19 protein-coding genes are annotated in these 21,952 nt (G+C 60.5%); 5 read left to right on the top strand and 14 right to left on the bottom strand.

Annotation, left to right across the window (positions count from 1 at the left end; translation table 11 throughout):
• Positions 1 to 80: 80 nt before the first annotated feature.
• The 5 genes from ACSFE6_RS25865 to leuS form a co-directional block, all read right to left on the bottom strand.
• Positions 81 to 1,403, bottom strand: a complete 1,323-nt coding sequence (locus ACSFE6_RS25865; RefSeq protein WP_435430244.1) for a lytic murein transglycosylase — start codon at positions 1,401 to 1,403, stop codon at positions 81 to 83.
• Positions 1,404 to 1,465: 62 nt separating this feature from the next.
• The gene (gene arfA / locus ACSFE6_RS25860; RefSeq protein ID WP_116629390.1) at positions 1,466 to 1,630 is read right to left on the bottom strand and encodes an alternative ribosome rescue factor ArfA; all 165 of its coding nucleotides are present in this window, start codon (positions 1,628 to 1,630) and stop codon (positions 1,466 to 1,468) included.
• A 234-nt stretch (positions 1,631 to 1,864) separates the two neighbouring features.
• Positions 1,865 to 2,902, bottom strand: a complete 1,038-nt coding sequence (gene holA / locus ACSFE6_RS25855) for a DNA polymerase III subunit delta (RefSeq protein WP_435430243.1) — start codon at positions 2,900 to 2,902, stop codon at positions 1,865 to 1,867.
• A gap of 39 nt (positions 2,903 to 2,941) precedes the next feature.
• Positions 2,942 to 3,547, bottom strand: coding sequence for an LPS assembly lipoprotein LptE (lptE, locus tag ACSFE6_RS25850; RefSeq protein ID WP_435430242.1), 606 nt, complete (start codon positions 3,545 to 3,547; stop codon positions 2,942 to 2,944).
• Between the two features lie 88 nt (positions 3,548 to 3,635).
• Complete coding sequence (gene leuS, locus ACSFE6_RS25845) at positions 3,636 to 6,242, bottom strand: leucine--tRNA ligase (protein WP_435430241.1); 2,607 nt, start codon at positions 6,240 to 6,242, stop codon at positions 3,636 to 3,638.
• A gap of 281 nt (positions 6,243 to 6,523) precedes the next feature.
• Between leuS and ACSFE6_RS25840 the strand changes: the two genes are divergently transcribed.
• Together ACSFE6_RS25840 and ACSFE6_RS25835 are read left to right on the top strand one after the other, a co-directional pair.
• Complete coding sequence (locus ACSFE6_RS25840; RefSeq protein ID WP_435430240.1) at positions 6,524 to 6,844, top strand: hypothetical protein; 321 nt, start codon at positions 6,524 to 6,526, stop codon at positions 6,842 to 6,844.
• Positions 6,845 to 6,950: 106 nt separating this feature from the next.
• The gene (locus tag ACSFE6_RS25835; protein ID WP_435430239.1) at positions 6,951 to 7,712 is read left to right on the top strand and encodes a YdcF family protein; all 762 of its coding nucleotides are present in this window, start codon (positions 6,951 to 6,953) and stop codon (positions 7,710 to 7,712) included.
• Between the two features lie 109 nt (positions 7,713 to 7,821).
• On the opposite strand, the gene lnt is transcribed toward ACSFE6_RS25835, so the two are convergent.
• The 5 genes from lnt to miaB all read right to left on the bottom strand — a co-directional run bounded on the left by lnt (position 7,822) and on the right by miaB (position 13,256).
• On the bottom strand, positions 7,822 to 9,345 hold the full coding sequence (lnt, locus tag ACSFE6_RS25830; protein ID WP_435430238.1) for an apolipoprotein N-acyltransferase: 1,524 nt from the start codon (positions 9,343 to 9,345) through the stop codon (positions 7,822 to 7,824).
• Positions 9,346 to 9,359: 14 nt separating this feature from the next.
• The gene (locus ACSFE6_RS25825; RefSeq protein ID WP_175387922.1) at positions 9,360 to 10,199 is read right to left on the bottom strand and encodes an HlyC/CorC family transporter; all 840 of its coding nucleotides are present in this window, start codon (positions 10,197 to 10,199) and stop codon (positions 9,360 to 9,362) included.
• Between the two features lie 5 nt (positions 10,200 to 10,204).
• On the bottom strand, positions 10,205 to 10,699 hold the full coding sequence (gene ybeY, locus ACSFE6_RS25820) for an rRNA maturation RNase YbeY (RefSeq protein ID WP_435430237.1): 495 nt from the start codon (positions 10,697 to 10,699) through the stop codon (positions 10,205 to 10,207).
• Complete coding sequence (locus ACSFE6_RS25815) at positions 10,692 to 11,699, bottom strand: PhoH family protein (RefSeq protein ID WP_435430236.1); 1,008 nt, start codon at positions 11,697 to 11,699, stop codon at positions 10,692 to 10,694. Before ACSFE6_RS25815 ends, ybeY begins: the two co-directional genes overlap by 8 nt.
• 228 nt (positions 11,700 to 11,927) lie before the next feature.
• Positions 11,928 to 13,256 carry a tRNA (N6-isopentenyl adenosine(37)-C2)-methylthiotransferase MiaB gene (miaB, locus tag ACSFE6_RS25810; RefSeq protein ID WP_207267192.1) on the bottom strand — a complete coding sequence of 443 codons (1,329 nt, stop codon included), beginning with the start codon at positions 13,254 to 13,256 and terminating at the stop codon, positions 11,928 to 11,930.
• A gap of 135 nt (positions 13,257 to 13,391) precedes the next feature.
• Between miaB and ACSFE6_RS25805 the strand changes: the two genes are divergently transcribed.
• Positions 13,392 to 13,721: a DUF1820 family protein gene (locus ACSFE6_RS25805; protein ID WP_435430235.1), complete on the top strand. Its 330-nt coding sequence runs from the start codon at positions 13,392 to 13,394 to the stop codon at positions 13,719 to 13,721.
• Between the two features lie 140 nt (positions 13,722 to 13,861).
• On the opposite strand, the gene ACSFE6_RS25800 is transcribed toward ACSFE6_RS25805, so the two are convergent.
• The 4 genes from ACSFE6_RS25800 to ACSFE6_RS25785 all read right to left on the bottom strand — a co-directional run bounded on the left by ACSFE6_RS25800 (position 13,862) and on the right by ACSFE6_RS25785 (position 17,376).
• Entirely contained in the window at positions 13,862 to 14,416 is a 555-nt protein-coding gene (locus ACSFE6_RS25800; protein ID WP_096514924.1) for a tetratricopeptide repeat protein, read from the bottom strand.
• Positions 14,417 to 14,642: 226 nt separating this feature from the next.
• Complete coding sequence (gene hemL, locus ACSFE6_RS25795) at positions 14,643 to 15,926, bottom strand: glutamate-1-semialdehyde 2,1-aminomutase (protein ID WP_435430234.1); 1,284 nt, start codon at positions 15,924 to 15,926, stop codon at positions 14,643 to 14,645.
• A 10-nt stretch (positions 15,927 to 15,936) separates the two neighbouring features.
• Positions 15,937 to 16,560 (bottom strand): thiamine phosphate synthase, encoded by a 624-nt coding sequence (gene thiE / locus ACSFE6_RS25790; protein WP_435430233.1) that lies wholly within the window; start codon positions 16,558 to 16,560, stop codon positions 15,937 to 15,939.
• An 18-nt stretch (positions 16,561 to 16,578) separates the two neighbouring features.
• Entirely contained in the window at positions 16,579 to 17,376 is a 798-nt protein-coding gene (locus ACSFE6_RS25785) for a hydroxymethylpyrimidine/phosphomethylpyrimidine kinase (RefSeq protein WP_435430232.1), read from the bottom strand.
• 366 nt (positions 17,377 to 17,742) lie between these two features.
• On the opposite strand from ACSFE6_RS25785, the gene ACSFE6_RS25780 reads away from it, so the two are divergent.
• Both ACSFE6_RS25780 and ACSFE6_RS25775 read left to right on the top strand, forming a co-directional pair.
• Positions 17,743 to 20,127, top strand: coding sequence for a 7TM diverse intracellular signaling domain-containing protein (locus ACSFE6_RS25780; RefSeq protein WP_435430231.1), 2,385 nt, complete (start codon positions 17,743 to 17,745; stop codon positions 20,125 to 20,127).
• A 74-nt stretch (positions 20,128 to 20,201) separates the two neighbouring features.
• Positions 20,202 to 21,851, top strand: coding sequence for an acyl-CoA dehydrogenase family protein (locus ACSFE6_RS25775; RefSeq protein WP_435430230.1), 1,650 nt, complete (start codon positions 20,202 to 20,204; stop codon positions 21,849 to 21,851).
• Positions 21,852 to 21,952: the final 101 nt, after the last annotated feature.

Genomic DNA, 21,952 nt, shown 5'->3' with positions numbered 1-21,952 from the left:
GGGGTGGGGGTAGCTTGGTAGCGTGTCTGCGGGAAGATCCTTACCCCAAAATTGTGGGAGCGAGCCTGCTCGCGAAGCTTTTAGCGGTTACGAAGACCTTCCAGCAACTTGTGCGTCGGATAACCATCCGCCGGCCAGCCAAACGACTGCTGCGCGCTGCGAATCGCCTTGCGCGTATTGGCACCGATAATGCCGTCCGCGGTGCCCGCGTCATAGTTTTGGGCGCTCAGCAGATTTTGCAGTTCGATCCGCTCGGTGCGGCTCAACGGCAAATCATCCTTGGGCCACGTACCGCTGATCAGGCCCGCGCCATTGAAGCGCTGCGACAACAGGCCGACCGCCAGTGCGTAGGATGAGGAGTTGTTGTATTTGAGGATTGCACGGAAGTTATCGAGCACCAGGAACGCCGGGCCACGGTAACCGGCCGGTAGCAGTAGCGCCGCGGACAACTGCTCGGAACCTGGCGGGACCTGAGCGCCATTGGGCAAGGTAACGCCCAATTGTCGCCATTCAGCGACGCTCTTGCGAATCGTGCCGTCGGCCAGCAGGTAGTTGAAGCCGCTCGGCACTTGCACTTCGAAGCCCCAAGGCTGGCCTCTTTGCCAGCCGGAGCTTTGCAGGTAGTGCGCGGTCGAGGCCAAGGCATCGGTGGAGCTGCCCCAGATGTCGCGACGGCCATCACCATCGAAGTCCACGGCGTGGGTGTTGTAGGTGGTCGGGATGAATTGGGTCTGGCCCATGGCGCCCGCCCAGGAACCGAGCATTTTCTCTGGCGTGATATCGCCTTGTTGCAAGATCTGCAGGGCGGCAATCAATTGTGCGTGGGCAAAGCCGGGGCGCCGGCCTTCATAGGCCAGGGTCGCCAGGGAGTTGATGACCGACTTGCTGCCCTGGAACTGACCGAAGTTACTTTCCATGCCCCATACCGCGACCAGTGCCTCACGGTCGACGCCGTAGCGTTGCTCGATGCTTTGCAGGATGCCGGCATACTGGCTGACCAGCGCCTGACCTTTGCGCACCCGCAGAGGCGACAGGGCGCCGTCAAGGTACTCCCATACGGGCCGGGCGAACTCCGGTTGGCTGCGGTCGGCACGAATCACACTGGGATCAAAGCTGACGTTAGCGAAGGCACGGTCGAACAGGTCGGCACGGATACCGGCGGCCAGGGCATCCTTGCGGAAACCCGCCTGCCACTCGGCGAAGGTTTGGGTCGGCTGGATTTCGAGATTTTCGTTGCTTGGCACCACAGGTGCGACGATTGCCGGGGCTGTGGCGACGGGAAGGCTTTGAAGTGGCTGTGCGTCGGCGGCGGTAGGTTTTTCCGCGCAGGCGACTAGCAAAACTAGGCTGGAGGCAGCAATCAATTGGCGCAGATGCCAACGACGGGAAAGACAAAAGGGCATGCACAAGTCCAGGGAAAACGTATCAGGTGCAGACCTTAACATGTTGAGCGGATGCTTGCCTTTCAGGCCGCCAGAAAGTAAGAAGCCTCCCAGCCATTAGACTGGAAGGCTTCGCGGCGGTAGCTGCCTTTGCCCTTGCCGGCGCGTTCCTGACGGCTGCGGAACAGTGGCTGGGCGATGATGGATTTGGCCTTGTTGGGGCCATGCTTGGATGGCTTTTTGCTCATGATGGGTTCTCGCAAGTGAGTGGTTTTTGCGGGGCAAATCATCTGCTCAAGTGCGGGTTCTGTCTAGTCCCCGCATTGCGTAGCAATGATGAACTGTGGCGAGGGAGCTTGCTCCCTTTCGGCTGCGCAGCAGTCGTAAATGGGTAGTCCCTTACGTCTAAATAAACGTGGTGTGGTGGGAGTTGGGGCCGCTTCGCAGCCCAGCGGGAGCAAGCTCCCTCGCCACAAAAAGTTTTATTCAGCAGGCAATGACAACCGCTGTCCAGCCATCAGCAACGTCAGGCGACTTAAACTCATCCACGGCGAACCGGCGGCCTGGCCTTTGATCTGTGCATCAATGCGCTGAGCTTCCAGCAGCAACTGCGCCCAGCGTTGCGCAGAATAACGTTGCAGGGCTTTGCTCATCAGCGGTTTGCGCTTGTCCCAAACGGGTGGTTTGGCTTGGCTGAAGGCTTTGTCCAGCGGCGTACCCTGGCTGTATTGCAGGGCGATGTTGGCCAGCAGGCGCAGCTCCCGGGCCAGGGCCCAGAGAATCACCGGTGGTTCGACGCCTTCGCCGCGAAGCCCTTCGAGCATGCGCAGGGCGTGGGCGGCTTCGCCGTTGAGAATCGCATCGGTCAGGCCGAAAACATCGAAGCGTGCACTGTCGGCAACCGCTGCTTGCACGGTTTCAACGGTGATTTGCCCGCCTTCGGCCATCAGTTTGAGTTTTTCGATTTCCTGGGCGGCGGCCAACAGGTTGCCCTCGACCCGTGCGGCGATCAACTCGACGGCGTCCTGGCTGGCGGAAAGCCCTGCCTGGGAAAGACGCTGACGAATCCAACCTGGAAGCTGGCTGGCATCCACCGGCCAGATCTGCACGAACTGAGTCTGGGCACCTTCGACCAGTGCCTTGCCCCACTTGGTTTTCTGTGCACTGCCATCGAGTTTCGGCAGGCTGATCAGCAACACCGTGTCTTCGGCCGGCCGGGAGCAGTATTCAATGAGCGCGGCAGCACCTTTGTCACCGGGCTTACCGGAGGGCAGGCGCAGTTCCAGCAGGCGCTTTTGAGCGAACAACGACATGCTGGCCCCGGCCTGGAGCAACGTACCCCAATCGAAACTGGCGTCGGCGGCAAAGACCTGGCGTTCGTCGAAGCCCTGCTGACGGGCGGCAGTGCGGATGGCGTCGGCGGCTTCCTGGCACAACAAGGGATCATCGCCACTGATGACGTAGACCGGCGCGAGAGCGCCTTGCAGGTGTTTGGCGAGTTGGGCGGGGGCGAGTTTCATAAGAGAGGGCGAACGGGGCGCCTGGGCGCCCCGTAAGTCTTATTGCTGCGGCAGTTCGACAGGCGACTGACGCGGCGTTTCCGCTTCAGCCTTCTGCGCGGCTTCCAGCGCCGCGGCTTCGGCCTTGGCTTTGGCCTCGGCGGTTTGCTGCAGTTGCTCGAGCTGGGTTGGCGAGATCTGTTGCAGACGCAGCATCATGCGTTGTACCAGCTCGCGGCGCATTTCCTTGCGGGCATCGTTCGACTCCTGGTCAGAGCCCACCAGGTTGTTGCCGTCGTGAATGAAGACCTTCTCGACTTCAAGCTTGTCTGCCAGCAGCGACAGGTTGCCCTGGCTGAGGATGCTGTAGCTGAGCGCGGTGGTCAGCTGGTATTCGCCCGTACGACCGGCGCCCGCGTAGCTGAGGATACGCTGGGTTTCCTGTTCATCGGTCAGCACAAGCTTGAATGGTGCGCCGGTGTAGACCTTGACGCCGCTGCTATTAAGCACCTGACGCAGTTGCATGACGGTGTCACCGTAGGCGTTGCGTGCGCTGACATCGAGTTCCTTGATCGCCAGTTCGGTGGTGCCGGTGCCGCGCAGCTGGAAACCGCAGGCGCTCAACAGGACCGCAAGGCCCATCACCAGCAAATTGCGTTTGATCATTGTGTTGCTCCCCTTGAAACCATGTGGGCCGGTCAACCGGCCCGAAAGGTTTTACTCGGCGCAAGGCTAAGCCTGGCGCCTGATCCAATTAGCTGGCGACGATGTTGACCAGTTTCCCGGGCACCACGATCACTTTACGAATGGTCAGACCGTCGACAAAGCGCAGCACGTTTTCGTTGGTGCGTGCGGCGGCTTCGATTTCTTCGCGGCTGGCACTGGCCGGCATGTCGATCTGTCCGCGCAGTTTGCCGTTGACCTGGATGACCAGGGTCAGGCTGTCCTGCACCAGCGCGTTTTCGTCCAGTACCGGCCAACCGGCGTCGATCACCGCATCGGCGTGACCCAATCGGTTCCACAGTTCGTGGCAGATGTGCGGGGTGATCGGGGCCAGCAGCAGGGTCACGGTTTCCAGGCCTTCATGAACCAGTGCACGATCCTGATCGGTGCCTTGCGGCGCTTTCTCCAGCACGTTCATCAGCGTCATCACCTGGGCGATGGCCGTGTTGAATTTGTGGTTCTGGCCGACGTCGTGGCTGGCTTGCTTGATGGCCTGGTGGGTCGCACGGCGAACGGCTTTCTGTTCATCGTTCAGGCTGGCGATATCCAGTTTGCCCGGCAGGCCCTGGGTCACGTGCGCTTGAGCCAGACGCCAGACGCGCTTGAGGAAACGGTGCGAACCCTCGACGCCGGAGTCGGACCACGCTGCACTCATGTCAGGCGGCGAGGCAAACATCATGAACAGGCGGCAGGTGTCAGCACCGAACTGGTCGATCATCGACTGTGGGTCGACGCCGTTGTTCTTCGACTTGGCCATCTTCTCGGTGCCGCCAATTTCCACTGGCAGGCCATCGGCTTTCAGCTTGGCGCTGGTGACATTGCCTTTGCCGTCGCGTTCGAGGTCGACGTCCGCCGGGTTGAACCAGGTGTAGGCGCCATTGGCTTCGCGACGATAGTAAGTCTCGGCGATCACCATGCCCTGGGTCAGCAGGTTCTTGAACGGCTCGTTGGAGCTCACCAGGCCTTCATCGCGCATCAGTTTGTGGAAGAAGCGCGCGTAGAGCAGGTGGAGAATGGCGTGTTCGATACCGCCGATGTACTGATCCACCGGCAGCCAGTGGTCAGCCGCGGATTTTTCCACCAGGCCGCCTTCAAAGTGCGGAGAGGCGTAGCGGGCGTAGTACCACGACGACTCGACGAAAGTGTCCATGGTGTCGGTTTCACGCTTGGCAGGCTGGCCGCATTTCGGGCAGTTGCACTCATAGAACTCGGGCATGCGCGCCAGCGGCGAGCCGGCGCCGTCCGGCACCACGTCTTCCGGCAGCACGACCGGCAACTGGTCTTCCGGTACCGGCACGTCACCGCAGCTGCTGCAGTGGATGATCGGGATCGGGCAGCCCCAGTAGCGCTGGCGGCTGATGCCCCAGTCGCGCAGGCGGAACTGGGTGCGCGATGCACCAAGGTTTTTCTTGATCAGTGTCGCTTCGATGGCATCGAAGGCGCCGGCGAAGTCCAGGCCGTCGAACTCGCCGGAGTTGATCAGCGTGCCGTACTCGCCGTAGGCCTCCTGCCACGGTTCCGGATTGGTTTCACCGGAACTGGTGCGCACCACGGATTTGACCGGCAGGTTGTACTTGTGGGCGAACTCGAAGTCGCGCTCGTCGTGGGCCGGTACAGCCATTACCGCGCCATCGCCGTAGTGCATCAGCACGTAGTTGGCGACCCATACCGGCAGTTTTTCGCCGGTCAGCGGGTGCTCGACGAACAGGCCGGTCGGCAGGCCTTTTTTCTCCTGGGTGGCGACGTCGGCTTCGGCAACGCTACCGCTCTTGCATTCGGCGATGAACGCTTGCAGCTCAGGATTGTTCTGTGCGGCCAGGGTGGCCAGGTGGTGCTCGGCGGCCACGGCGACGTAAGTCGCGCCCATCAATGTGTCCGGACGGGTGGTGAAGACTTTCAGGGTACCGCTTTCGCCGATGGAATCGACGTTGTACGGGAACTGTACTTCCATGCCGCGGGACTTGCCGATCCAGTTGCGCTGCATGGTCTTGACCTGTTCAGGCCAGCCCGGCAGCTCATCGAGACTCTCCAGCAGCTCATCCGCGTAGGCGGTGATCTTGAAGTAGTACATCGGGATCTCGCGCTTTTCGATCAGCGCGCCGGAGCGCCAGCCGCGACCGTCGATCACCTGTTCGTTGGCCAGAACGGTCTGGTCGATCGGGTCCCAGTTCACGGTGCCGCTTTTCTTGTAGATCACACCTTTTTCGAACAGGCGGGTGAACAGCCATTGTTCCCAGCGGTAGTAATCCGGTTTGCAGGTGGTCACTTCACGGGACCAGTCCACCGCCAGGCCCAGGCTGCGCAGCTGGGATTTCATGTAGGCGATGTTTTCGTAGGTCCACTTGGCCGGGGCCACGTTGTTCTTCATCGCGGCGTTTTCCGCCGGCATGCCGAAGGCGTCCCAACCCATGGGTTGCAGGACGTTTTTGCCTTGCATGCGCTGATAGCGGGAGATCACGTCGCCGATGGTGTAGTTGCGCACGTGCCCCATGTGTAGCTTGCCGCTGGGGTAAGGGAACATCGACAGGCAGTAGTAGGTTTCCTTGCCTGGCTGTTCACTGACTTCAAAGGACTTTTGCTCGTCCCAGAACGACTGGGCGGCGGCTTCGATTTCACGGGGCTGATATTGTTCGTGCATGGCTACTTTTGAACTGAATAGGGGTGGCCCAATCCTCTTCAATGCAACGCTGGACGGTGAAGGCGCCGATTCGGCGTTTTCGATGTCCAGTCGAGCTGGAATTGGATTTACAGGAAGCGCCGTAGCATACATGACCGCACTCTGCCGAGGGAAACCCTGATTGCTGCCGCGCGTCTTGCCAAATCCTCTGCGAGGGCCGTTGGTCGCGGCGTTCAGCCGGTTTGTTCATGGAAGCTAAGCTCTAACTGGGGAGTAGGTCTTATCTTCCAATGAGGTGAGGGATGGTTGATTCACAGCACAAAGCTACAAAACCGGAGCTGTACGAAAGACTGATCGATCGTCTGGGCATGGCGCTGGAAGCGGCGAGAACCGCTGGCCGGCTACGTGATGAACGTCCGCTGGAGCTGGAATTGCGCGGCTTGAGCCCCGCAGAGTTTGCTCTGGTCAAGGCGTACCTGGATCGCAGTGAACGTGAGACACATGGATGCTTGTCCGAAGCAGTGAAGCAACTCGATGCACCACGTACTGCCAAGATTATCTGGCTCAAGGACAAAGTCCCCGGTAGAGATGCGGTAAAGGTCCGGTCTCTGCAGTTCAAATAAGGGCAAAGAGCCATGCTCCATGACTTTTTGAAGCATAGTCCTTCCGTATTGATTGTCGCATCGCATCAACCCACTTAGGCTTCGGGCATCTTCATGGAGATGCTCGATGCCTTTTCGCTATTTCGTGAAACAAATTTTTCTGCCGCCCGGCCTCCTGTTGCTGCTGTTGGTGCTTGCCTGGTGGTTGCGCCGCTCAAGGCCGCGACTCGCCGGTTTGTGTTTTGCCTTGGGGGTGGGCGGGTTCTGGCTGATGAGCCTGCCGGTCGTCGTGCAATGGAGCGCCGCGTTGCTGGAGCGTGAGCCACCGCTGGCGTTCGAAGAATGGGCGACGTTGGGGCAGCACGCGGATGCGATCGTGGTGTTGGGGTCGGGACGCGAACGGGGGGATCCGGCGTGGGGTGCTGATCAGCCGACGGGTGTAGGCCTGGAGCGCCAACGTTATGCGGCTCGCCTGGCCAAGGCATCGGGGCTGCCGATTCTGACCAGTGGCGGCCTGCATTACGGTACGCCGCCGACCGAAGCCAAACTGATGGCGGACTCGCTGCACGACGACTTCGGTGTGACGGTACGCTGGCAGGAAGGGCGCAGCCGCACGACCTGGGAAAATGCCCAATTCAGCGCCGAGGTGTTATTGCCTGAAGGTGTCAAGCGCGTGGTGCTCGTGACCCAGGCCTGGCACATGCCGCGAGCGGTCTGGAGCTTCCAGCGGGCCGGGTTTGAGGTCGTGCCGGCGCCCATGGGCTTTTTAGGTGTGGATAACGCGCGGCCGCTGGGAGGATGGTTGCCGGAGTTCAAGTCGATCTGGCAAAGCGGACAATTGATGAACGAGGCGGTGGGGCAGGTCGGGTACTCGCTTTTCTACCGCTGAAACTCAAAAGATCGCAGCCTCGTTTCACTCGACAGCTCCTACAGAGTGCGCAATCTCCTGTAGGAGCTGTCGAGTGAAACGAGGCTGCGATCTTTTATGGGCGCCCTGATTAAACGGTCTTGGCCATCCGGCTCGCCACCAACGCCCAGCCAAACAGCAACACGCAAACAATGATCAACGGCCACGAACGCCATTGCAGATAAGGCGTCAGGTTGTGCATCGGCACCACTTCGCCGTACAGGATTCCGCGTTCAAACTGGGGGATCTGCTCGGTGATCTGGCCGAACGGGTTGATCAGACCGGTGACGCCGTTGTTGGTAGCACGGATCATCCAGCGGCCGGCCTCCAGTGCGCGCATCTGTGCCATTTGCAAATGTTGCAACGGACCAATGGAAGTGCCGAACCAGGTGTCGTTGCTGATGGTCAGCAACAGGTCGCTTTGGGCGGCGAGGCCCGCGGCAAATTCCGGATACACCACTTCGTAGCAGATATACGGCGCGATCTGATAACCCTTGGCTTGCAGCATGGCCTGATCGGCAGGGCCGCGGGCGAAGTCCGACATCGGCAGGTCGAAAAATGCGATCAGTCCGCGCAGCACATCCTGCAGTGGCACGTATTCGCCGAATGGCACCAGTTTCTGCTTGAGGTAGGTGCCATCGCCTTCGCCAACCACGGTAATGCCATTGAAGAAGCGCTTTTCATGGCGAACGACTTCCCTGATCGGAACGCCGGTAATCATCGCCGAGTTCCGCTCGGCAGCGAATTTACCCATCATGTCCAGGTAGCCTTCGGCGGACTCCTTGAGCACCGGGATCGCCGTTTCCGGCCAGATCAACAGGTCGACGCGTTTGGAGCTGAAACTCATGTCACGGTACAACGCCAATTGCGCATTGAGCTGCGCCGGATCCCACTTCATGCTCTGTTCGACGTTGCCCTGAATGGCGGCGACGCTCAGTGGCGCGCCGGCCGGGCTGGTCCAGGCGTGATGCTTGAGGGCGATGCCGGCCACCCATGGGCCGATCAGCAGCACAACGCCTATCACGATGAAGCCTTTTCGGCCGCCACGAATCAGGCGCAATCCGTTGTAGATCAGCGCGGCGGTCAAGGCCAGCGTGAAGGAAATCAGCCACATGCCGCCGACGGGGGCGAGCCCGGCCAGCGGACCGTCGAGCTGGCTGTAACCGGAGTAAAGCCAGGGAAAACCGGTGAGAAACCAGCCGCGGAACGCTTCCTGGCCCACCCACAACGCCGCGAAAGCCAGTGCATCGGCCAGCGGTGCTTCGTTGCGTCGCAACCAGCGCGCCCAGAGCCAGGCGGGCAGGGCGAAGAACCAGGCAATCGCTGCCGTGAAGATCAGCATCAGGAACCCGGCCAACAGCACCGAGGCGCCACCGAAGTGGTGAATGCTGTAGTAGATCCAGCTGGTACCGGCGCCGAACAGGCCGAAGCCAAAGCACCAGCCGCGACCCAGGGCCTGACGGGGGCTCAGCTCACGCAGGCCGGCATAGAAAAGCCCGACCGCCAACAATGCCAGCGGCCAGATATCGAAGGGCGCCAGGGCCAGGGTGGTGATTGCACCGGCCGCCACGGCCAGCAGGTTACCGGGCCAGCCGGGGCGGGTTGTCCAGCGCATTTCAGTCCTTAGATTTAGCGGGCGATAGGCGTCAGTCGCAGCAAATGAATCCGACGGCTGTCGGCATTCAGGATGCGGAAACGATAGGTGCCGATTTCAGTGATTTCGTTGCGTTTTGGCAAGTGCCCGAATGCACTCATCACCAGGCCGCCCACGGTGTCGAATTCGTCGTCGGAGAATTCGCTGTCGAAGAACTCGTTGAAGTTCTCGATCGGCGTCAGGGCCTTGATCAGGAAGTCGCCGCTGGGCAGTGGCTTGATGTAGCTGTCTTCTTCGACATCGTGCTCGTCCTCGATGTCGCCGACGATTTGCTCCAGTACATCTTCAATGGTCACCAGGCCTGCCACGCCGCCGTATTCGTCGATGACGATGGCCATGTGGTTGTGGTTGGCGCGGAACTCGCGCAACAACACGTTCAGGCGCTTGGATTCCGGCACGAAGGTGGCCGGTCGCAGCAGGTCCTTGATGTTGAAGCTGTCGCCATTCTCCTTGAGGATCAACGGCAGCAAGTCCTTGGCCAACAGCACGCCCATCACGTCATCGTGGCTTTCGCCGATCACCGGATAGCGGGAGTGGGCCGAGTCGAGTACGGCAGGCAGGAACTCGCGGGGTGTCTGGGTCGCCTTGATGCTGATCATCTGCGAGCGCGGAACCATGATGTCCCGTACTTGCAGGTCAGCCACCTGGATGGCGCCTTCGACGATGGCCAGCGCTTCGCTGTCCAACAGTTTGTTCTGGTGTGCATCGCGCAGCAGCTCCAGCAGCTCCTGGCGGTTCTTCGGCTCATGGGCAAAAGCCTGGGTGAGCTTACCCAGCCAGGACTTTTGCCCGTTGCTCGATCGATCTTCGCTCATAGCGATTACTCTGAATCCTTTGTTGTAATGATTGGGGATGTTTCGGTTTCGTCGTCCGCGTACGGATCGCGATAGCCCAGTTCTGCAAGCAACTCTCGTTCCAGTGCTTCCATTTCTTCGGCTTCCTCGTCCTCTATATGGTCGTAACCGAGCAGATGCAAGCAGCCGTGAATCACCAGGTGTGCCCAATGGGCCTTGAGTTCCTTGCCCTGTTCGACGGCTTCGCGCTCGACCACGGCGACGCAGATCACCAGGTCACCGAGCAGCGGAATGTCGAGAAACTCGTCCGGCACATCGGCCGGGAATGACAAGACGTTAGTTGCGTAATCCTTCTGCCGCCAGGTGTGGTTCAGCTCGCGGCCTTCGGCTTCGTCGACCAGGCGAATGGTCATCTCGGAGTCGGCGGTGCGCTGGCGCAGAGCCAGTTCGCACCACTGGCGGAATTCGGCTTCGCTGGGGGCGGGGCGTTCGGTCGCGATTTGCAGGTCTAGCTCAAGCATCGCGGCGGCTTTCCCTGGCGGCGGCATCATCGGCTGCACGGGTTTCGAAACGTTCATAGGCTTCGACAATGCGTTGTACCAACGGGTGACGCACGACATCCTTCGGCTGGAAGTGCGTGAAGCTGATGCCCGGCACGTCTTTCAATACTTCGATGACATGGTGCAGCCCGGATTTGGTGCCGCGTGGCAGGTCAACCTGAGTGATGTCACCGGTGATGACGGCCGTGGAGCCGAAGCCGATCCGGGTCAGGAACATCTTCATTTGCTCGACGGTGGTGTTCTGGCTTTCGTCGAGGATGATGAAGCTGTTGTTCAGCGTCCGGCCGCGCATGTAGGCCAGCGGCGCGACTTCGATGATCTGCCGTTCGATCAGCTTGGCGACGTACTCGAAGCCGAGCATTTCGTAGAGTGCGTCATAGAGCGGGCGCAGGTACGGGTCGATCTTCTGGCTGAGGTCGCCGGGCAGGAATCCGAGTTTTTCCCCGGCTTCGACCGCGGGACGTACCAGCAGGATGCGACGGATCTGCTCGCGCTCCAGTGCGTCCACCGCGCAGGCAACGGCCAGGTAGGTCTTGCCGGTACCGGCCGGGCCAATGCCGAAGTTGATGTCGTTCCCGAGAATTTCCTTCACGTAGCGCTGCTGATTCAAGCCGCGTGGGCGAATCATGCCTTTTTTGGTGCGCAGGGAGACGGCGGCGTCGGCGGGCGAGTGGTTGTCCAGCTCTTCGACGGCGGATTCCTGCAGGAACAGGTGAACCATGTCCGGCGACAGCTCGGTACCCTTGGTTTCCCGGTACAAGCGGCGCAGGAGGTTTTCCGCGGAAGTGGTGTGTTTACGCTCGCCGATCAGTTCGAACTGGTTTCCGCGGTTGCGGATCTCGATGGTCAGGCGCTGTTCGATCAAGCGCAGATGCTCGTCGAATTGCCCGCACAGATTGGCGAAACGGCGAGCCTCAAAAGGCTCGAGGATGAAACGATGGGGTTCTATGGGTGCGTTCAAGGTCGTATTTAGCCGCCCTGGGGCAATAGTGATGAAATCAAGGATAACGCCAGTGGCGTGGGTGCGAAAGCTCTTAAATGGATAAGCCCTTTCTGGAGAACAATGCATTCCATTGTGGGAGCTGGCTTGCCAGCGATAGCGGTGCAACAGGCGACATATTTGTCGGGGTTGATGGCCTAATCGCTGGCAAGCCAGCTCCCACAGGGTCCTCAGTGTTTCCGAAAAGTGTTACTGGATCAGCGAGCCCCGCAGCGAATGCGGCTGTGCCGCGTCGATGTGCACGTCGGCGAACTGACCGATCAGGGTCGGATTGTCGCAGCGGAAGTTGACGATTCGGTTATTTTCGGTACGACCTTGCAGCTCGCCGGGGTCTTTTTTCGAGTAATCGGTGACCAGAATGCGCTGGATCGAACCGACCATTTGTCGGCTGATTTCGAAGCCTTGCTGGTTCAGGCGATGTTGCAGGGCATTCAAGCGTTCCTTCTTCAACTCTTCCGGCGTGTCATCGGCCAGGTCAGCGGCCGGGGTGCCGGGACGCTGGCTGTAGACGAACGAGTAGGAGAAGTCGAAACCGACGTCCTGAATCAGCTTCATGGTTTGTTCGAAATCTTTTTCGGTCTCGCCGGGGAAGCCGACGATGAAGTCCGAGCTGATGCAAATGCCCGGCACGGCGGCGCGCAGCTTGCGCAGTTTGGATTTGTATTCCAGTGCAGTGTGGTTGCGCTTCATAGCGGCCAGGATGCGGTCCGAGCCCGATTGCACTGGCAGGTGCAGGTGTTTCACCAGCTCGGGCACTTCGGCATGGGCCTGGATCAGGCTGTCGGAGAACTCCAGCGGGTGAGAGGTGGTGTAGCGGATACGGTCGATGCCATCGACGGCGGCAACGACGCGGATCAGTTCGGCCAGATCGGCCAGGCGTCCGTCGTGGGTTGTGCCGCGATAACCGTTGACGTTCTGGCCCAGCAACGTCACTTCACGCACGCCGTTTTCGGCCAGGTGAATGATCTCGGCAATCACGTCATCGAACGGACGACTGACTTCTTCGCCCCGGGTGTAGGGCACCACGCAGAAGGTGCAGTACTTGCTGCAACCCTCCATCACCGATACGTAGGCGCTAGGGCCGTCGATGCGCGGCTCGGGCAGGTGGTCGAATTTTTCGATTTCCGGGAACGAGACATCGACTTGCGGCAGCTTGCTGATGCGCGCGGCGTCGATCATTTCCGGCAGACGGTGCAGGGTTTGCGGGCCGAACACTACGTCGACATAGGGGGCGCGATCGCGAATGGCGGCACCTTCCTGGCTGGCCACGCAACCGCCGACGGCAATCACCATGTCCGGGTTGGCCAGCTTCAATTCGCGCCAGCGGCCGAGTTGCGAGTAGACGCGGTCCTGGGCGCGCTCGCGGATCGAGCAGGTATTGAGCAGGATCACGTCGGCGTCTTCAGCGCGAGCCGTGACTTCCAGGGCCTGGTGTTCGCCCAGCAGATCGACCATGCGCGAGCTGTCGTACTCGTTCATCTGGCAACCGTGGGTTTCGATATAAAGCTTCTTGGCCATGGAAAAGGGTCATCACGTGATTCGAAGAACCGCGCATTATAGGGAACATGCTCCCAGGTTCCTACCGCTGCGCGTCCGGTGGTTATGCTATAGTTCGCGCCCTCTTTTTATCCCCCGATGTGTTGCCCGCCCACCATGACCAAACGTGAAGCTCCAATCTACAAGGTGATTTTCCTCAACCAGGGCCAGGTGTTCGAAATGTACGCCAAGCAGATCTATCAGAGCGATCTGTGGGGCTTTCTGGAAGTGGAAGAGTTCGTCTTTGGCGAGCGCACGCAAGTCGTCGTTGATCCGAGTGAAGAGAAGCTCAAGGCGCAATTCGAAGGTGTGGTGCGCAGTTTCGTACCGATGCACTCGATCGTGCGTATCGATGAGGTCGAGCGTCTGGGCACGCCGAAAATCAGCGAAGCCCGTGCCGGGGTGGGTAATGTGATGCCGTTTCCGGTGCCGATGCCTGAGAAGTAAGTCTCAAAACCGAGTCGTCCCCTTCGCGAGCAGGCTCGCTCCCACAATAAATCATCTGTGGATGCACAACTTGTGTTCGCAAGAGATCAACTGTGGGAGCGAGCCTGCTCGCGAAGGGGGCAGTCAGAGCGATGCGATAATCAAGGCAGTGGCGAGAAAGGTGTACGCCCGTCGGCGCTCTGCAGTTCCATCAGGTATTTGCGGAAAATCTGCCCGAGTACCTGGGTCGCGACCTCCAGTTCTTCGCGGGGCATTTTCTCGGTGACTTCGTCGGCAGTGTCCAGCGCATCCTCCGCGCCATTGACCGCCGCCATTTTCAGCAGAATGTATGCCTGAACGTTATTGGCCGGGACGCCTTCGCCATGGAAAAACATGGTGCCGAGTTTGAATTGTGCCTGGGCGTGGCCTTGCAGCGAGGCTTTTTCGAAGTAGCTCAGGGCTTGGTTGAGGTCGCGCGGCGCGTTTTTGCCTTCATAGTAGAACTCACCCAACTCGTATTGCGCTTGTGCATCCCCCTCATCCGACGCTTTCTGGCAAGCGGCGAGTGCCTGTGCCAGGTCTTGTGGCTGAGTATTGAGGGTGCAGCGACCCATCGCTGGGATTAACAACGAGTTACCGCCTGCTTGTGCGAGCGCGAGCAGGGGCTGAAGGAGCAACAGGCAGCCCAGTGAAAGGGCGCGGCCGGTGCGGTTCATGGGAATCGACTTACCTCTGAAGGGCGCGCGGACCCATCGAGGGGATCCAATAAGCGCGCATTATGAAATAAGCAGGGCCAACCTTACAAAGTCTTTACTCGTTTTTCTGCTGCGTGGGAACTATATCGCCCGCTTTGCGGGGAATTATTGGCAGATGAGTAGGAAAAAGCGCGGGTGTGTAGGTGAAAGCTGACGCTGGCAACGGCCAACGTCAGCGATATGGCATTTACTTCAATGCAGCGAACGCGCGCTCGGCCGCATCCAGCGTCAGTTTCAGCTCGGTTTCGCCGTGGGCGATCGAGGTGAAGCCGGCTTCGAAGGCGCTCGGTGCCAGGTACACGCCACCTTCCAACATCAGGTGGAAGAAACGACCGAACAGGGCGGCGTCGCTGGCCATGACGTCTTCGAAAGTCACGATGTCATCGGCACCGCTGAAGTACAGGCCGAACATGCCGCCGGCCTGAGTCGTCACGAATGGGATGCCCGCAGCATCGGCGCGCTCTTGCAGGCCATCGAGCAGGCGCGTGGTGTAGTCGGTCAGCTCGGCGTGGAAGCCTGGGCGGCTGATCAGACGCAGTGTGGTGAGACCGGCGGCCATTGCCAGCGGGTTACCCGACAATGTACCAGCCTGGTAAACCGGGCCGAGCGGCGCGATGCGCGACATGATTTCGCGTTTGCCACCAAAGCACCCTACCGGCATGCCGCCGCCGATGATCTTGCCGAAAGTCGTCAGGTCCGGCGTTACGCCGTAGTAAGCCTGGGCACCGCCGAGGGCGACACGGAAACCGGTCATCACTTCGTCGAAGATCAGTACCACGCCGTGCTTGTCGCATAGGGTGCGCAGGCCTTCGAGGAAGCCTGGGGCCGGTGGTACGCAGTTCATGTTGCCGGCCACCGGCTCGACGATGATGCACGCCACGTCTTGGCCGACTTCCGCGAGCATGCTTTCAACCGCGTCGATGTCGTTGAACGGCAGGGTCAGGGTGTGCTTGGCAAAGGCTGCCGGTACGCCGGCCGAGCTTGGCACGCCCTGGGTCAGGGCACCGGAACCGGCCTTGACCAGCAGGCTGTCGGAGTGACCGTGGTAGCAGCCTTCGAACTTGATGATGCTGTCGCGACCGGTGAAGCCACGGGCCAGACGGATTGCGCTCATGGTGGCTTCGGTGCCGGAGCTGACCATGCGCACCATCTCCATCGACGGCACCAGCGAGCAGACCAGATCCGCCATCTGGGTTTCCATCTCGGTCGGCGCGCCGTAGGACAGGCCGTGCTCCAGCTGCTTGCGCACGGCGTCCAGCACGTCCGGGTGACTGTGGCCAAGGATCATAGGCCCCCAGGAACCGACGTAATCCACATAACGCTTGTTGTCTTCGTCGGTGACGTAGGCGCCTTCAGCGTGTTTGAAGAACAACGGCGTGCCACCAACGCTTTTGAATGCGCGAACCGGCGAATTCACGCCGCCGGGAATGTGTTTCTGGGCATTGGCAAACAGGGTTTCGGAACGAGACATGATCGGGCTCTCAGACTTTTAATAATTCGTTGAATGCGCGGGCGCGGCGGGTGACTTCCGTCGTACTCTCGGCGCCAAACAAGCCATGCACCACGGCCAGCAGATCGACGCCATGGGCCACCAGTGGGGTGGCATTGTCGAGGGTGATGCCGCCAATGGCGCAGATCGGCAGGTGCAACTGCCGGCGGGCCTGGTCGAGCAGTTCGAGGCTGCAGGTCGGGGCGCCCGGCTTGGTGTTGGAGTTGAAGAAGCGGCCGAAGGCGACATAACTGGCACCTTCCCTGGCGGCTTGCTCGGCGAGTTCGAGTTGCGCGTGGCAAGTCGAGCCGATGATGGCCTTGGATCCGAGCAATGCGCGGGCCGGGGTGAGTGGCCCGTCGGTCTGTCCCAGGTGCACGCCGACATTGAGGCGGGCGGCCAGTTCAGCGTCATCATTGATGATTAACTGTGTCTTGTAGCGTTCGCACAAATCGCGCAAGGCCTCGGCCTCACGCAAGCGGCGGGCCTCGTCGCTGCTCTTGTCGCGGTATTGCAGCAGGGTGACGCCGCCTTCCAGCGCTGCCTCCACGTACTGAAGCAATTTACCGTCCAGTAGATGGCTGTCGGTAATGGCGTACAGGCCACGTAGTTTCATCGGACAGCCCTCATTGCATTACGAACAGAAGTCCAGTGGCAGACGGCGCGGCACGAACTGGCCTTTACCCAGTTGCTCGGCATCGCGCAGGGTGCGCCACGTGTAGTCAAGTGCAGTTTTCACGGCGCTGGCGAGGTTTTCACCTTGGGCCAGACGACCGGCAAGGGCGCTGGCCAGGGTGCAACCGGAACCGTGGTAACTGCCGGGCAGGCGCTGGCAAGTGTAGGTCTCGCGCAAGCCATCGCGACTGTAGAGACGGTTGTGGATTTCGGTCTCGTCGCCGTGGCCGCCGGTGATCAGCAGGTGCTTGACGAACGGCAGGAGTTTTTCGGCGCACTCGTCCGCGGTGCCTTCAGGCAGTTCGGCGAGAATGCGGGCTTCAGGAAGATTGGGCGTGGCAATGATCGACAGGGGTAGCAGACGTTCGCGCATGGCGTAGCCGACTTCGTCCTTGCCCAGTCGCCCGCCACCGCCGGCGCGTAGCACCGGGTCGCAGACCACTGGCAAATGCGGGTTCGCCGAAAGCAGTTCGACAACGGTGTCGACCATTTCCAGGGAACCGAGCATGCCCAGTTTGACGGCGGCGACTTCGGAGTCGTTGAGCACGGCATTGGCCTGGGCCAGTACCCACTCACGGTCGAGGACGCGGAAGTCAGTGACGTTGACGGTGTCTTGCACGGTCAGGGCGGTGACGGCCGGAGCCGCATGGCAACCCTGAGCGAGCAGGGCTTCGATATCTGCCTGCAAGCCGGCGCCACCACTTGGGTCGTGGCCGGAGAGACAGAGGACAACGGGGCGAGAGCTGTAGATATTCATGGTGCGCGAGCTTACCACCAGTCGACCAGCGAGTCATGACGGCCCTTGTAGGAGCGAGCTTGCTCGCGATAGTCGTTAAGGATAAGGCAGGACTGCAGGGTAAATGCGGCGACTATGAGTGCATCGCGAGCAAGCTCGCTCCTACAGAGATATACCGATTGATCGAACAAACAGCTCTATCTCAATAATCTTCGCTAGAACGCCCGTGCTAGAGCCTTTGTAGGAAAAATTTCTATAGTGCTCAATGGCCATCAGCGGCTATGCTAGAGTGGATCCAAATCAATAACAGGTAACACCGGTTTTACGTCTACTCAAAGGGAATGGGGGGCTTCCTGACAGGACCGGACAGGCCATGCTGGGGCATAAATGCGCTATTTGCTGATGTTGCTGCTGTGTTTGCCCCTTTTGGCGAGCGCCGTCGAATTCGATGAGTTCACTCAAAGCCTCCCCCTGGGCCGAACCCTGCAAGTGTTTGAAGACGCCGCTGGCCAGGCGACGATCGCGGATGTGCGGGCGCAAGCCGCGTCCGGCAACTTCAAGCCCCATGATAAGGCGACCCTCAACGCCGGCTATTCGCGTTCAGTGTTCTGGCTGAAAATCGACCTGGATTACCGCCCGACCAACCCTGCCGCTCAGCGCACATGGTTGCTGGAACTGGCCTATCCGCCCCTCGATCACCTTGACCTGTACTCGCCCGATGCGGCCGGAAACTATCAGTTGGTTCGCCAGACCGGCGATGCCTTGCCGTTCGCCAGCCGCGAGATCCGCCAGAACAACTATCTGTTCAATCTGAATTTCGCCCCCGGACAATCGCAAACCCTGTATCTGCGCCTGCAAAGCCAGGGTTCGATCCAGGCACCGGTCACATTGTGGTCAAGCACCGCTTACCTTGAAGCGCAGCCGGTCAGGCTTTACGTGCTGGGGCTGATTTACGGTGTGTTGCTGGGGATGCTGGTTTATAACCTGTTCATCTACCTCAGTGTGCGTGATACCAGTTACCTGTATTACATCTTCTATATTGCCTCGTTCGGTTTGTATCAGCTCTCGGTGAACGGTGCGGCCGTGCAGTACTTCTGGCCGGATAATCCCTGGTGGGCCAACGCAGCGACGCCGTTTTTCATCGGCAGTGCCGGGCTGTTCGGCAGTCAGTTCGCCCGCAGTTTCCTGCAGACGGCCACCTTCAGTCGCTGGCTTGACCGCCTGCTGCTGGCGCTGGTGGTGTTCAGTGCCCTGGTGGTCGGGTTGTCGTTAATGACCAGTTATGCACTGGCCTTGCGCCTGGCGACCGCCCTGGCGCTGATCTTCACCGTGGTGATTTTTTCTGCGGGGATTTTCGCCTGGTTGCGCGGGCTGCGGGTCGCACGCTATTTCATCATCGCCTGGTCGGCGTTTTTGCTGGGCGGAATCGTCAATACCCTGATGGTGCTCGGTTACCTGCCGAACGTGTTCCTGACCATGTACTCCAGCCAGATCGGCTCGGCCATCGAAGTGGCGCTACTGTCCCTGGCCCTGGCCGACCGCATCAATGCCATGCGCGAACAGCAGGCGCAAACCCTGCTCGACGCCGGGCAAAAACTGGAAGTCCTCAACCAGCAACTGGCGCGCAGTAACCAGCTCAAGGACGAATTCCTCGCGACCCTGACCCACGAATTGCGCACGCCCATGAACGGCGTGATCGGTTCGCTGGAGCTGATGCAAACCGTTGAAATGGATCCGGAGCTGGAGCAGTACCAGCAAACGGCCGCCGGATCGGCGCGGGACATGATGCGCATGGTCAACGGCATCCTCACGCTGACCGAGCTGCAGGCCGGCAAGCTCAAGGCATCCCCGTCGACCTTCAGTTTGCGTGGCGTGGTCGAGGCATTACGCGTGCAGTTCGATGGCAATGCCTCGAGCAAGTCGCTGGATTTCAAGGTCGACGTGGCGCCCAACGTGCCGGATCGACTGCATGGCGACAGTGCCAAGTTGGCGCAATGCCTGGAATGCCTGCTGGACAACGCCATCAAGTTCACCCGGGTCGGAGGTTTGGCGCTGCGGGTGAGCGGGAAAACGGTTAAACCAGATCGACTGGCGTTGTCCTTCGCGGTGATCGACACCGGTATCGGCTTCACCGACCTGGGTGAGGCTACGATGTATCAGCGGTTTTTCCAGCTCGATGGCTCCATGACCCGCGAGTACGGCGGACTCGGGGTAGGGCTGGCGATCTGCCGGCAACTGGTGGAATTGCTCGGCGGTCGCCTGACCCATCGTTCCGAGCCCGGGCGTGGCAGTCGTTTCCAGCTCGATGTCGAGTTTGAAGTCCCGGCGATGGAGCCGCTGTCGGTGCCTTTCATGAGCCGGGATTTCCCGCGTCTACGACTGCCGCAGGACTGCACCGTGCTGCTGGTGGATGACAACGGCATCAATCAATTGGTGATGCGCGGCATGTTGCTCAAGCTCGGGTTCCGGGTGCGTACCGCTGACAGCGGAAGCGCCGCGCTCGATTGCCTGCAGCGTGAAACCTTTGATGCGGTGTTGCTCGATTGTCAGTTGCCAGCGATGGACGGTGTGTCCTTGTGCTGCCAGATCCGTGCATTGCCCGGTTGTGCCGAACTACCGGTATTCATGATCGCCCTGGGTGCTGATCGAGAGCGCTGCCCGACCGGCGCGCTGATCGATCACCTGAGCAAACCGGTGAAATTCGAAGATTTGCAGACTGCGCTCTATCGTCGGGTGCTCTGCTCGCAACAGGGCGAAAGCGCCGGCAGTTAGGCAGATATGACACTTTGTTCGGCCGGGGGGCAGTGCTTAACTGAAATCCCTTGGCTGACCAAAGGAGCCCCGTCATGAACCTGCATCAGTTCGCCGAAACCCACGAAGTCACCAACCAGCCACCGTCACTGGACGGCGCCAACCTGTATCGCATCGATTTGCCATTGCAGGAGTGGTCGCGGCGTTTCGGGGCCGGTTGGGCGCAGTCGCGAATCGAGGCTTACGGCGCGCTGGCCGGCGGACCGCTGATGGAGGCGGGCTTCCTGGCCAATCAGAACAAGCCGGTGTTCAACAGTCATGACCGCTTTGGTCATCGCATCGATCTGGTGGAATTTCATCCGGCCTATCACGAGCTTATGCGCACGGCGATCGAGCATGGCTTGACCTCGCTGCCTTGGGCGCATCCGCAGGACGGTGCCCACGTCGCCCGGGCGTCCATGACGTATCTGCACAGTCAGGCCGAGGCGGGCAGCGGCTGCCCGCTGACCATGACCTTCGCCAGTGTCCCGGCGCTGCGCCTGCAACCGGATCTGGCGGACAAATGGCTGCCGAAAATCCTCGCCACCGAATACGATCCGCGTAACGTCGGCATGGCCCACAAGGCCGGTGTCACCATTGGCATGGCCATGACCGAAAAACAAGGTGGCACCGATGTGCGGGCCAACACCACCAAGGCCTATCCGGTGGGCGCCAGCGGTCCTGGCCAACCCTATGAACTGGTGGGGCACAAGTGGTTCTGTTCGGCGCCGATGTGCGATGCCTTCCTGACGCTGGCGCAGACGGACAAAGGCTTGACCTGCTTCCTGCTGCCGCGTCATCGCCCTGATGACACGCGCAATCAGTTCTACATCCAGCGCCTGAAGAACAAGCTCGGCAATTGCTCCAACGCCTCCAGCGAAGTGGAGTTCCGGGGGGCCCTGGCCTGGATGGTCGGCGAAGAGGGGCGCGGTGTTCCGACCATCATTGAAATGGTGGCCATGACCCGTTTCGATTGCATGGTCGGTTCCAGCGCCTTGATGCGCCAGGCATTGACCCAGGCTAGCCATCACTGTGCGCACCGTTCGGTCGGTGGCAGGCTGCTCAGCGAGCAGCCACTGATGCAAAACGTGCTGGCCGACCTGGCGCTGGAAAGCGAGGCGGCGCTGGCATTGAGCCTGCGCATGGGCCGGGCGCTGGATCATCTGGACGATTCCCAAGAGGCGAAATTCGCCCGTCTGGTGACGGCGGTGGGCAAATATTGGATCTGCAAACGCGCGCCGGCCATGATCAACGAAGCCGCCGAATGCATGGGCGGTGCGGGATATGTCGAAGACAGCATCCTGCCAAGGCTGTACCGCGAAGCACCGGTCAATTCGACATGGGAAGGTTCCGGCAACGTGCAATGCCTGGATGTGCTGCGGGCGCTGTCGAAAGAACCGGGCGTGCTGGACGCCTTGTTCAACGAGTTGGGTGACGGCCATGGCGACAAGCGGCTGGCCGCGCACATCAGCCAATTGCAGGCGGCGTTCAAGGACACCGGCGATATTCAGTATCGCGCGCGGCAGTTGACTGAAGATGTGGCGTTGGGGCTTCAGGCCAAGTTGTTGCTGGAGGCCGGCAATTCAGTCGTCAGTGACGCTTTCATTGCCAGTCGTCTGAATGGTGGTGGCCGGGTTTATGGTGCGTTGCCACGAGGTGTTGATGTGGAAGCGATTGTCGCCCGTTCTACACCACAAGGCTTCTGAACAACATGGCCTACTGGGGGGGGGGGGGGGGGGGGGGGGGGGGGGGGGGGGGGGGGGGGGGGGGGGGGGGGGGGGGGGGGGGGGGGGGGGGGGGGGGGGGG

Origin of the sequence: Pseudomonas baetica (genome assembly GCF_051216495.1) — a bacterium.
In the GTDB taxonomy this organism is placed as follows: Bacteria; Pseudomonadota; Gammaproteobacteria; order Pseudomonadales; family Pseudomonadaceae; genus Aquipseudomonas; species Aquipseudomonas baetica_B.
Note: the sequence above shows the minus strand (reverse complement) of the source record. Positions and strands in the feature narration are given on the sequence as shown.

Coding starts and splice junctions, on each gene's coding strand:
- ACSFE6_RS25865 (WP_435430244.1), bottom strand. CDS start 1,403: ATGCCCTTTTGTCTTTCCCGTCGTTGGCATCTGCGCCAATTGATTGCT.
- arfA (WP_116629390.1), bottom strand. CDS start 1,630: ATGAGCAAAAAGCCATCCAAGCATGGCCCCAACAAGGCCAAATCCATC.
- holA (WP_435430243.1), bottom strand. CDS start 2,902: ATGAAACTCGCCCCCGCCCAACTCGCCAAACACCTGCAAGGCGCTCTC.
- lptE (WP_435430242.1), bottom strand. CDS start 3,547: ATGATCAAACGCAATTTGCTGGTGATGGGCCTTGCGGTCCTGTTGAGC.
- leuS (WP_435430241.1), bottom strand. CDS start 6,242: ATGCACGAACAATATCAGCCCCGTGAAATCGAAGCCGCCGCCCAGTCG.
- ACSFE6_RS25840 (WP_435430240.1), top strand. CDS start 6,524: ATGGTTGATTCACAGCACAAAGCTACAAAACCGGAGCTGTACGAAAGA.
- ACSFE6_RS25835 (WP_435430239.1), top strand. CDS start 6,951: ATGCCTTTTCGCTATTTCGTGAAACAAATTTTTCTGCCGCCCGGCCTC.
- lnt (WP_435430238.1), bottom strand. CDS start 9,345: ATGCGCTGGACAACCCGCCCCGGCTGGCCCGGTAACCTGCTGGCCGTG.
- ACSFE6_RS25825 (WP_175387922.1), bottom strand. CDS start 10,199: ATGAGCGAAGATCGATCGAGCAACGGGCAAAAGTCCTGGCTGGGTAAG.
- ybeY (WP_435430237.1), bottom strand. CDS start 10,699: ATGCTTGAGCTAGACCTGCAAATCGCGACCGAACGCCCCGCCCCCAGC.
- miaB (WP_207267192.1), bottom strand. CDS start 13,256: ATGGCCAAGAAGCTTTATATCGAAACCCACGGTTGCCAGATGAACGAG.
- ACSFE6_RS25805 (WP_435430235.1), top strand. CDS start 13,392: ATGACCAAACGTGAAGCTCCAATCTACAAGGTGATTTTCCTCAACCAG.
- ACSFE6_RS25800 (WP_096514924.1), bottom strand. CDS start 14,416: ATGAACCGCACCGGCCGCGCCCTTTCACTGGGCTGCCTGTTGCTCCTT.
- hemL (WP_435430234.1), bottom strand. CDS start 15,926: ATGTCTCGTTCCGAAACCCTGTTTGCCAATGCCCAGAAACACATTCCC.
- thiE (WP_435430233.1), bottom strand. CDS start 16,560: ATGAAACTACGTGGCCTGTACGCCATTACCGACAGCCATCTACTGGAC.
- ACSFE6_RS25785 (WP_435430232.1), bottom strand. CDS start 17,376: ATGAATATCTACAGCTCTCGCCCCGTTGTCCTCTGTCTCTCCGGCCAC.
- ACSFE6_RS25780 (WP_435430231.1), top strand. CDS start 17,743: ATGCGCTATTTGCTGATGTTGCTGCTGTGTTTGCCCCTTTTGGCGAGC.
- ACSFE6_RS25775 (WP_435430230.1), top strand. CDS start 20,202: ATGAACCTGCATCAGTTCGCCGAAACCCACGAAGTCACCAACCAGCCA.